The sequence below is a fragment of the Bradyrhizobium sp. 31Argb genome (assembly GCF_043638955.1).
Lineage (GTDB): Bacteria > Pseudomonadota > Alphaproteobacteria > Rhizobiales > Xanthobacteraceae > Bradyrhizobium.
The window spans coordinates 16126-27223 of the sequence record NZ_JBEGDB010000094.1; the positions used below are offsets into that span (position 1 = coordinate 16126).

Consider the following 11098-nt stretch of genomic DNA (forward strand, 5'->3'; position numbering starts at 1 on the left):
GAGGCTCGGCTGACCCAGACTCGGAGTTTCCGCACCGACCTCAGTTCGTGATCTTGTCGAACTGAATCAGGCTGAACGAGCCGGCGCTGGAGAGCCCTGCAAAGGTGAAGCCGGCCACCTCGGCAAGGGTGCGGTACTGGGCTTCGGTGCGCTCCATGCCACCCGGTTCCCGCAGCATGTTAAGGTCGCTCATGGCGTGCTCGCGGTCTTGAGCTGATGTCGTCGGACGCTCTGGCATGATCCGTTCGATGATGATCAGCTTGCCGCCCACTGGAAGCGCATCCCGGCACTTGCGCAGTATGATCTCGCTCCGATCGTCCTTCCAATTATGGAGGATGCTCTTCATCAGGATCGTATCGGCGCCGCGCGGGACCGCCTCGAAGAAATCGCCAGCGACGAACCGGCAGCGGTCGGCGATGCCAACCCGATTAAGATGCTCTTGTGCCTCTTTCTCGCAGCGTGCGAGATCGAACGCTATTCCCTTAAGATTCGGGTTGTGCAGCAGCACGCCGGCGATCAGCTCGCCGGAGCCGCCGCCGATATCCATGACGACACGCGCGGTCGAGAAATCGTATGCCTGCACGATTTTTGGAACCAGGCTTCGCGTCAGACTGACCATCGCAGCATTGAAACGGGCCACAAGTTCCGGCGAGCTGCCCATCACGGCATAGCGATTATGTCCCTCTCCCCGCATCTCGGTCGCGGTCTTCCCGGAGCGAACGGAATCGACAAGGCCGGCCCAGGATCGCGCGAGAACTTCGCCTTCGAAGAGAACCCAGTCCTTGAAAGATGGATTGGCATTCCGATCAAGCTGTCGGCCGAGGTCGGTGATCGTAAACCTGTCTCCGCCGGCTCGGTTGCAGACTCCAATCGTTGTCAGGCCAACGAGCAGCCTGCGCAGCGCGCTTTCGTCGGCGGACACCAACCGGGCGAGCTCGGCCGCCGATCTTGCATCATCTCCGATCGCCTCCGCGAGATCGAGCTTGGCGGCGGCATAGATCACCGCCGTGATACGGTGGGACTGCACGAGATCGAATATCGATTCTGATCCGCTCATGTGTTCCTCCAACAAGATGAGAGGCCTGGGGACTGCAGCCGGTCCGCCATCGGAATCTTCAATTGGTCGGAGTGAATCCCGTTGCTTGCACGATCGCTTTCCAACGTTCGGATTCGGATGTGATCAGCCGGGCGAAGTCGCCCATCGCGATCGCGTCGGGCTCGACTGCCAATTTTGCCATGCCGGACCTTACCTCGTCGATGCGAAGGGCGGCCTGGATGGAACTATTGAGGCGCTCGACGATATTCGCCGGCGTCTTCGCGGGAACGAAAAACCCGTACCAGGTGAGGTCCTCAAGCGAGGGATAACCGGCTTCCGCCACCGTCGGCACATCGGGAAGAAATGGGCTGCGGCGCGGCCCGGTGGTCACCAGCGCCCGAAGCTCTCCGGATCGGACAAGGCCCAGCGAGCTGCCGACCGGCATGATGGCCGATGCGATCTCTCCTTTGACCAAATCCTGGATCGCGCCATTGCCTTGATAGGGCACGTGAAGAAAATCAAAGCCCGCGGTGCGGCCCAGCATCGCACCAAGGAAATGCAGCGCGGTGCCGGCACCCGCCGTGCCGTAGGTGGCCTGCTTTGGGTTGGCGCGGCACCAGGCGACGAAATCTGCAAGGGTCCTCACGTCACCCGGCACCTTCGGACCTACCGTCAGCAAGGTCGGGGTCGAGGCGACGGTCGACACCGGGGTGAAATCCCGCGGCTCGTATGTGAGCGTCTTGTAGACGTGCGGAAAGAGCATCATGAATCCAAGCGGCGCGAGCAGCATAACCGTTCCGTCAGCGTCAGCAGTCTTCACCGCCTCGACCGCGACACGACCGGCCACGCCAGGCCGGGTCTCGACCACGATCGTTTCCGCATAATCCTTCATCTGGCCGGCAACGAGCCTTGCCAGGGCGTCCTGCAACCCCGGCGTGAAGCCCGTCAGTATATGGACGGTTCTTGCGAGTGGTTGTGCGATGGCCCGCTGCACGGGACCCGCGGCGGAGAACGCGACACCGGCCGCCGACACGGTCAACAAGTCACGACGTGTGATCATCAACTGTCTCCCCCGACGTAGTCCCACGGGGACGAATTCTACCTTTGGATGTACCACGGCCAGGATGGATAGACTTGGCCACCGGCTTACTTTTTCCTTATCGTCGGCTTACTCTTGCGAGCAGGCTTGGACACTTCCACCATTGGCCGTGCGGACAAGTCGCTTGCGCTATTTTTTTGAAGATTTTTCATTTGATACCGCCCGGCGCGAGCTGCGTCGCGGCACGGATGTCATCGCTGTTGCGCCGAAGGTATTCGACTTGCTCGGCTATCTGATCGGCAACCGGGACCGCGTTGTCAGCAAGGACGATCTCATAAGTGCCATTTGGCAAGGCCGCGTCGTTTCGGATGTGGCCCTAACCACACGCCTGAATGCTGCGCGCAAGGCGATTGGCGATTCCGGAGACGAACAGCGCCTCATCAGGACCTTTCCGCGCAAGGGTGTCCGTTTCATCGGCACGGTGCACGAAACGGCTGGACCGGCGGGCGCAACGGCGGCAGGCGGCTTTGCCATTCCCGATAAGCCTTCGCTGGTCGTCCTGCCGTTCACCAATCTCAGCTCGGATCCCGAGCAGGAATATTTCGTCGACGGCGTGACCGAGAGCCTGACCACGGATTTGTCACGCATGGTCGGGATCTTCGTGATCGGCCGCAACACCGCTTTCACCTACAAGGGAAAACATGTCGATCTAAAGCAGATCGGTCGAGAACTAGGCGTTCGCTATGTCCTCGAGGGTTCCGTGCAGCGTAGTGGAAGCCGCATGCGTATCAACGTCCAGCTCATTGATGCCGAAAGCGGCAATCATCTATGGGCGGAACGGTTCGACAAGCCGATCGCCGATCTTTTCGACATGCAGGATGAGATTGGCGCGCGTCTTGCCAATCAGTTGGGAACAGAGCTGGTCACGGCCGAGGCGCGGCGAGCGGCGCGGGCGCCGCATCCGGATTCGATGGACCTGTATTTCCAGGGCATGGCGAGTGTGCACCGAGGCTCGGACCCCGCAAACCTGTCGCAAGCGCGCCAATTTTTCGAACAGGCCCTCGGCCTGGATGCCGGCAACGTCGAGGCGATGGTCGGCACGGCATTCGTCGATGCCATGCGGGGAACGTCCATGCAGACCGGCGACCGGGCCGCTCGCCTCCAGGCGGCCGAAAAGTCCTTGACCGAGGTCCTTGCGCACGTGCCCAACCACGCCATGGCGCATTGCCTCCTTGGCGTCGTCCAGATTTTTACCAAACGTGCCGCTCAGGGCATCGCCGAATGTGAGCGCGCGTTGGCGCTGGATCGAAATCTGGCCACCGCTTACGGCTGGATCGGGCTTGGCAAATGTTATCTCGGTCGGGCCGAGGAAACTGAAGCCTACATCATGCAGGCATTTCGGCTTTCTCCCCGTGACAATAGAGCGTTCACCTGGACGACCAATGCGGGTGTCGCGCAGTCATATCTTGCGGCCGATGAAGCTGCCGCCTACTGGTTCAAGCGGTCCATCGAGACCAATCGGAATGTCGCCGCATTCGTTCACGTCTATCTCGCCGCGGCGTTGGCTCATCTCGGGCGGATCGAGGAAGCGCGGGCTTCGGTACAGGCGGGACTGGCCATCGATCCCAATTTCACTATCTCCCACTTCCACGCCTGTGCGCCGACAGACAACTCGACTTGCCTCGCGCAGCGCGCACGGATCGCCGAAGGTATGCGTAAAGCAGGGCTACCGAACGGCTGAACTGGCGGACGATAATTCCGCAGTTGGAAACTTCTGGAGAACACTAATGCCCTTGGCCGGAAAAGGCATGCTGCTGACGTCGATGGATATCGATCCCGCCGACGAGGCCGATTTCAATCGTTGGTACGACCGCGAGCATCTGGAAGAGCGCGTCGCCATCGATGGCTTCCTGGAGGCGCGTCGCTACGTCGCACATGAGGGAAAACCGAAATATCTGAGCCTCTACTCGACTGAGACCTTCGAGGTGCTGGACAGCCCGGCCTACCGCACCGCACTCGCCAACCAGACCGAATGGTCCAGGGCCAACATCGCGCGCTTCAAGAACATGATCCGCGGCGTCGCGCGCATCACCATCAGCCGTGGCACCGGCCGCGGCGCAGCACTCGGCATCATCCGGCTTCGTCCGCCGGGCGATGGCAAAGAGAGGCTGCGCGAAGCGCTACGGGACCGGCTCGACCCCGCCAAGCTCGATGGGATCATCTCCATCCACTTGATCGAAAACGACCCTGCCCTGTCGAAACCGCTTACATCAGATGCATCGAATGCCGCCCCGGGCGCCGGCGACTGGTTCGTGCTGATCGACGCCACCGATGTAAAAACCGTCCCGGCCGCCGTGGCGCTGGTGGCTGACAACGCCGCCTACAAGCCGCTGATGATCTCCAGCGGCATTTACCGGCTGATGTGGGACCTCGCCAAAAGCGACCTACCTCGCGCGTGATCCGCGCCGGCGGTGTCACGAATTGTTGCACCGCCGCATAATCTTCATTGAGCCCAACGCCATACGCGTAGCTGCAGCGCGCGAATGCCTGATGTCGCGCAGAATTGGCTTGTGTGCCCGATCTGGAATGGCTCTAATAAGAGACGTCTATGATGCAATTGGAAAACCAGAAGAACGCCCGTCCGTTGAGCGTTCGCAGGCAAAGATAAGGCCGCGCATCTGACTTTGGGTTCCGCGCGGATAAGGTAGGAATGAAACCGACTGATATCTCGGCGCCGGACTACTTTCACAAAGTAGTCGACTGCCAATGGGCCTGCCCCGCACATACACCGGTTCCCGAATATATCCGTTTGATTGCCGAGGGGCGTTACAGCGACGCCTACATGATCAACTGGAAGTCCAACGTGTTCCCCGGCATTCTGGGGCGTACGTGCGACCGTCCATGCGAGCCGGCGTGCCGCCGCGGCCGCGTCGAGGAGAATCCGGTCGCGATCTGCCGCCTGAAGCGCGTTGCGGCCGACTTCAAGGACGATATCAAGCACCGTTTGCCACGGCCCGGGCCGAAGAACGGCAGGCGCATCGCGCTGATCGGCGGCGGCCCCGCTTCGCTCACGGTGGCGCGCGACCTTGCCCCGCTCGGCTATCACTGCACCGTGTTCGACCAGGATCCCAAAGCCGGCGGCATGATGCGGACGCAGATCCCGAAATTCCGCCTGCCGGATTCGGTGATCGACGAGGAAACCGACTACATCCTGGGCCTCGGCATCGACTTCAAGGGCGGCCACCGCATCGACAGCCTGAAGCAACTGCTGTCCGAAAACTACGACGCGATCTTCGTCGGCTCCGGTGCGCCGCGCGGCCGCGAGCTCGACATCCCCGGCCGCAAGGAAGCAGCCGCCAACATCCATATCGGCATTGACTGGCTGTCCTCAGTGTCGTTCGGCCATGTCGAGAAAATCGGCCGCCGCGTGATCGTGCTCGGCGGCGGCAACACCGCGATGGATTGCTGCCGCACCGCGCGCCGGCTCGGCGGGGCGGACGTGAAAGTGATCGTCCGCTCCGGCTTCGACGAGATGAAGGCCTCCCCCTGGGAGAAGGAAGACGCGCTCCACGAGGACATCCCGATCCTCAATTACATGGTGCCGATTGCTTTCACCCACGACAACGGCAAGCTCACCGGCGTCACCTTCCAGAAGGTGAAGGCCGAATACGATGCCAAGGGCCGGCGCAATTTGGTGCCGTCGGGCGAGCCGGACGAGACCGTGGCCTGCGACGACGTGCTGGTCGCGGTCGGCCAGGAAAACGCCTTCCCCTGGATCGAGGCCGATTGCGGCATCGAATTCGACAAATGGCACATGCCGAAGGTCGATCCGAAGACCTTCGCGTCGACCAATCCGAAAGTGTTCTTCGGCGGCGACGCTGCATTCGGCCCGAAGAACATCATCTGGGCGGTGGCGCATGGCCATGACGCCGCGCTGTCGATCCATAAGATGCTGTCCGGCGAGGACATTAACGAGCGCCCGCTGCCGGAGGTGCACATCTCTTCGCAGAAGATGGGCATTCACGAGTGGAGCTATGACAACGACATCTCCACCGACAAGCGCTTCAAGGTGCCGCATCGCGACAAGGTGATCGCGCTGAAGGACATCCGCGCCGAAGTCGAGCTCGGCTACGACCTCAAGCTCGCACTCGGCGAGGCCGAGCGCTGCCTGAACTGCGACGTGCAGACAGTGTTCACCGCGCCGCTCTGCATCGAATGCGACGCCTGCGTCGACATCTGCCCGATGGATTGCATCACCTTCACCGAGAACGGCGAGGAGGATGATCTGCGGCAGCGGCTGAAAGCGCCCTCACCGCATCACGACCAGGCGCTCTATGTCGCCGACGGCTTGAAGACCGGCCGCATCATGGCGAAGGACGAAGACGTCTGCCTGCATTGCGGGCTGTGCGCCGAGCGCTGCCCGACCGGCGCCTGGGACATGCAGAAATACCTCATCGATATGGTTCACGCGGGATCAACATGTCAGTCCAAAGCCCGATCAGCAGCGTAAACGACTTCGTCGTCCGCTTCGCCAACGTCAACGGCTCGGGTTCGGCGAGCGCCAACGAACTGTTCGCGCGCGCGATCCTGCGCCACGGCGTGCCGGTCTCACCACGCAACATCTTCCCTTCCAACATCCAGGGCCTGCCGACCTGGTATGAGGTGCGGGTGACTGAAGCCGGCCATCTCGGCGCCCGCGGCGGCGTCGACATGATGGTGGCGATGAACCCGCAGACCTGGGACAAGGATGTCGCCTCGATCGAGCCCGGCGGCTATCTGTTCTACGATTCCACCAAGCCGATGCCGTCGTCGAAATTCCGCGCCGACATCACCGTGATCGGCGTCCCGCTGACCGCGATCACCAACTCGACCTACACCGATCCGCGCCAGCGCCAACTGTTCAAGAACATCATCTATCTCGGCGCGCTGTCCGCGCTGCTCGACATGGATCCGAAGCTGATCGAGCAACTGATCGGCGAGCAGTACAAAGGCAAGGAGAAGCTGCTCTCCTCCAACGTCCATGCGCTGCATCTAGGCCGCGACTGGGCGCTGCAGAACCTGAAATGCCCGATCGGGCTCAGGGTCAAGAAGGCCGACAAGGTCGGCGACCGCATCTTCCTGGAAGGCAACAGTGCCGCCGCGCTCGGCGCGGTCTATGGCGGCGCCACGGTCTGCGCGTGGTACCCGATCACGCCGTCATCCTCACTCGCCGAAGCCTTCACCAACCACTGCAAGAAGCTGCGGCACGATCCGGAAACCGGCGAGGCGAAATACGCGATCGTGCAGGCCGAGGACGAGCTCGCTTCGATCGGCATCGTGATCGGCGCCTCCTGGAACGGCGCGCGCGCCTTCACCACGACCTCCGGCCCCGGCATCTCCTTGATGACGGAATTCATCGGCCTGTCCTACTTCGCCGAGATTCCAGCCGTGATCATGAACGTGCAGCGCGCCGGTCCTTCGACCGGCATGCCGACGCGCACCCAGCAATGCGACATCATCGCCTGCGCCTATGCTTCGCATGGCGACACCAAGCATGTGCTGCTGTTTCCGGAAGATCCGGCCGAGGCCTTCGAGTTTGCCGCGACCTCCTTCGATCTCGCCGAGCGGCTGCAGACCGTGATCTTCGTGATGCTCGATCTCGATATTGGCATGAACCATCGGCTGTGCCGGCCGCTCCGCTGGGACGATGCGCGGCAGTATGACCGCGGCAAGGTGATGACCAGGGAGATGCTGGAAGAAGGCCGCGATTTCGGGCGCTATCTCGACGTCGACGGCGACGGCATCCCGTACCGCACCTATCCCGGCGCGCATCCGACCAAGGGTTCGTACTTCACCCGCGGCACCTCGCGCGACCGCTATGCGCGCTATTCGGAGGAAGGCCCGGTCTACGCCGACAACATGCAGCGCCTGGTGCGCAAGTTCGAGACCGCGCAGGACCTGGTGCCGCGGCCGTTGCAGGCCAACGCGGCCAAGCCGACCAAATATGGCGTGATCTATTTCGGCTCGACCGCGCCGGCGATGGACGAGGCGATCGAGATTCTGGACGCGCGCGGCCACCATCTGGACCGGCTGCGCATCCGCGCCTTCCCGTTCCACTCCAGCGTCGCGAGCTTCATCGCCGACCACGATTTCGTTTACGTCGTCGAGCAGAACCGCGACGCGCAGCTCCGGCAATTGATCGTCAACGAGAACGGCATCGACCCGGTGCGGCTGGTGCCGATCCTGCATTATGACGGCTCGCCGATCACTGCGCGTTTCATCGCGAATGCGATCGGCGACCATCAGGACCATCTCAAGGTGACCCCTCTGCGCAAGGCCGTGTCATGACCTACATTGCAAAGCCGAAATTCCATCATCCCGGCCTCAAGAAGAACGAGCTCGGCTATACCCACCGCGACTACGAGGGCAAGATCTCGACACTGTGCGCCGGCTGCGGCCACGACTCGATCACGGCGTCGATCATCGAGGCCTGCTACGAGCTCTCGATCGAGCCGCACCGGGTGGCGAAGATCTCCGGGATCGGCTGCTCGTCGAAGACGCCTGACTATTTCCTCGGCAATTCGCACGGCTTCAACTCGGTGCATGGTCGCATGCCGTCGGTGCTAACTGGCGCCAACCTCGCCAACCGCGACCTGATCTATCTCGGCGTTTCCGGCGACGGCGATAGCGCCTCGATCGGCTTTGGCCAGTTCGCGCATTCGATCCGCCGCGGCGTCAACATGACCTATATCGTCGAGAACAACGGCGTCTACGGCCTGACCAAGGGCCAGTTCTCGGCGACCGCCGACCGCGGCTCAAAATCGAAGAAGGGCGTGGTCAATACCGACAACGCGATCGACCTGGTCGCGATCGCGCTGCAATTGGGCGCGACCTTCGTGGCGCGCAGCTTCTCCGGCGACAAGAGCCAGCTTGTGCCGCTGATCGCGGCCGCGATCCAGCACAAGGGCGCGTCCTTCATCGACGTCATCAGCCCTTGCATCGCCTTCAACAATCACGCCGGCTCGACCAAGAGTTTCGACTATGTCCGCGAGCACAACGACGCCGTGAACCGGCTCGACGTGCTTGTCGGCCGCGAGCCGATCCATGTCGACTATGCGCCCGGCACCGTGCAGGTGGTCGAGCAGCACGACGGCTCGCGGATCGCGCTGCGCAAGCTCGATGCCGATTACGATCCGCATGACCGGCTGGGGGCGATGACCTTCCTGCAGAAGCACGCCGCCAAAGGCCAGATCGTCACCGGGCTGTTGTACGTCGATCCGGAAGCGGAGGACTTGCACGCCCATCTCAACACGGTGGACACCCCGCTCAATACGCTCGACGCCAAGGCGCTCTGTCCGGGCTCCGCCGCGCTGGACAAGATCAACGCCAGCCTGCGCTGAGCGCCGTAGCGCCGTAGGGTGGGCAAAGCGCAGCGTGCCCACCTTTTCTTGCACCGAATGTGGATGGTGGGCACGCTACGCTTTGCCCACCCTACAAGTTGCGGCGCGCCCCTTACTTGTCGCTCAGCACGTCGCCGAACAGGACCCATGACTTGCCGTCGAACCGTGCCATCTGAATCTGCCGGATCGGAGTGAGGTTGGTCGGCTCGGTGGTCACCTTGATGCCCGGCAGCAGCATCGGCAGTTCGAGCCCGTTGAGGTTGGTGGCCTGCTTGATGATGTTGTCGCGGCTGAAATCGTCCTTGCAGTTCTTCAGCACCGCCGCCATCACGCCGGCAACCGTATAGCCCTGCACATTGAAGAGGTCGCCGGGACTGGCATTCGGCTGATACTTCTTCATCCAGGCCGAGAATTCCTTCTGCGCGGGATCGTCGGCCCAGCGCGGATCGGTCGGATCCTTCAGGTACAGGCCGGTGACGACACCGACCGCATTCTCCAGGCCGGCCGGCTCGAGCACGGCGGACACGGAATTGGAGACGGTCGGCAGGATGACCAGCGGCTTCCAGCCCATGCCGGCGGCCTTGCGCAGCGCTTGCGCTGCGAATTTCGGCGTGGCCTCGGCGAAGAACACATCCGCGCCGGACTCGCGCATCGACACCATCTGCGAGTCGATGGTGGGATCGCTGGTCAGATAGGTCGTCTCCGACACGATCTGGCCGGCATGCTCGCCGAGCCCTTCCTTGAAGCCCTTCAGATAATCCTTGCCGGCGTCCTCGTTCGGCGTGATCACGGCGATCTTGGCGTCCGGCTTGGTCTGCAGAATGTATTTGGCGTAGAGCCTGCCTTCGAGCTCATAGGTCGGGTTGAAGCCGACGGTCCAGGGGAACTGCTTCGGCTCGTTCCACCGCGTCGCGCCCGACGAGACGAAGAGCTGCGGCACGCGCTTGATGTTCAGGTATTTCTGCACGGCGATGTTGGGCGCGGTGCCGACGGAACTGAACAGCGCCAGCACCTCATCCTGCTCGACGAGCTTGCGCGTCTGCTCCACCGTCTTCGACGGCGAATAGGCATCGTCGAGGCTGTCGAATTCGACCTTGCGGCCGTTGACGCCGCCCTGGTCGTTCAGCATCTGGAAATACGCAGCTTCCGCGCGCGCAATGGTGCTGTAGGCCGATGCCGGCCCGCTGTAGGGCGCGGTGTTTCCTAGCTTGATGGTGGTTTCGGCGCCGAGCGAAGCTGACATCATCAGCATCGAGAGCGCGGCGGAGGCGAAAGCGCCCGCCAGACATTTGCGAGTTGTCACGGTCCTAATCCTTTTTGGTTTTCTTGACCGCGCGCACCATACCAATCGCGCCAGATGAGGCAATCGCGCAAGAATTCCGCGTGCCGGCAATTGGGCACGCGTGATCGTGATCTCAGGCAAGTGGAGGATTGTAAATTCGTAGCCCGGGTGGAGCGGAACGCGTAACCCGGGACATCAGCATCTGAACTGCACCCCTGTAGTGAGACAGGATAATCAGGGACAGGAGCCCGGCGCTTGAGGCGGCAGGGCGGGTTGATGGGTTAGGGCCAGGTTGCGGGGCTGCTGCGCAGCAGCCCCGCAACCTGGTAAATTTGCTTCGAACTCGGCTGGCGGCTGGTAAG

Annotated in this window: 8 protein-coding genes; 5 read left to right on the forward strand and 3 right to left on the reverse strand. The window is 62.3% G+C overall.

The features are described from left to right. Nucleotides 1–40: 40 nt before the first annotated feature. On the reverse strand, nucleotides 41–1057 hold the full coding sequence (locus AAFX91_RS19420; RefSeq protein WP_394567481.1) for a methyltransferase: 1017 nt from the start codon (nucleotides 1055–1057) through the stop codon (nucleotides 41–43). A gap of 58 nt (nucleotides 1058–1115) precedes the next feature. Next, nucleotides 1116–2096: a Bug family tripartite tricarboxylate transporter substrate binding protein gene (locus AAFX91_RS19425; RefSeq protein WP_394567482.1), complete on the reverse strand. Its 981-nt coding sequence runs from the start codon at nucleotides 2094–2096 to the stop codon at nucleotides 1116–1118. Between the two features lie 163 nt (nucleotides 2097–2259). On the opposite strand from AAFX91_RS19425, the gene AAFX91_RS19430 reads away from it, so the two are divergent. From AAFX91_RS19430 to AAFX91_RS19450, 5 genes are all read left to right on the forward strand, one after another. Further along, complete coding sequence (locus AAFX91_RS19430) at nucleotides 2260–3816, forward strand: winged helix-turn-helix domain-containing protein (protein ID WP_394567484.1); 1557 nt, start codon at nucleotides 2260–2262, stop codon at nucleotides 3814–3816. Between the two features lie 46 nt (nucleotides 3817–3862). Beyond that, nucleotides 3863–4534, forward strand: coding sequence for a hypothetical protein (locus tag AAFX91_RS19435; RefSeq protein WP_394567485.1), 672 nt, complete (start codon nucleotides 3863–3865; stop codon nucleotides 4532–4534). A gap of 251 nt (nucleotides 4535–4785) precedes the next feature. After that, nucleotides 4786–6585: an FAD-dependent oxidoreductase gene (locus AAFX91_RS19440; protein ID WP_394567486.1), complete on the forward strand. Its 1800-nt coding sequence runs from the start codon at nucleotides 4786–4788 to the stop codon at nucleotides 6583–6585. Next, nucleotides 6555–8402, forward strand: a complete 1848-nt coding sequence (locus AAFX91_RS19445) for a 2-oxoacid:acceptor oxidoreductase subunit alpha (protein ID WP_394567487.1) — start codon at nucleotides 6555–6557, stop codon at nucleotides 8400–8402. Before AAFX91_RS19440 ends, AAFX91_RS19445 begins: the two co-directional genes overlap by 31 nt. Next, entirely contained in the window at nucleotides 8399–9454 is a 1056-nt protein-coding gene (locus tag AAFX91_RS19450) for a 2-oxoacid:ferredoxin oxidoreductase subunit beta (RefSeq protein ID WP_130583922.1), read from the forward strand. The genes AAFX91_RS19445 and AAFX91_RS19450 overlap by 4 nt, the downstream gene beginning before the upstream one ends. Nucleotides 9455–9566: 112 nt before the next feature. Here AAFX91_RS19450 and AAFX91_RS19455 read toward each other — a convergent pair whose 3' ends face one another. Then, a complete protein-coding gene (locus AAFX91_RS19455; protein WP_394567488.1) occupies nucleotides 9567–10757 on the reverse strand; it encodes an ABC transporter substrate-binding protein in 1191 nt (396 codons plus the stop codon). Between the last annotated feature and the right edge of the window lie 341 nt (nucleotides 10758–11098).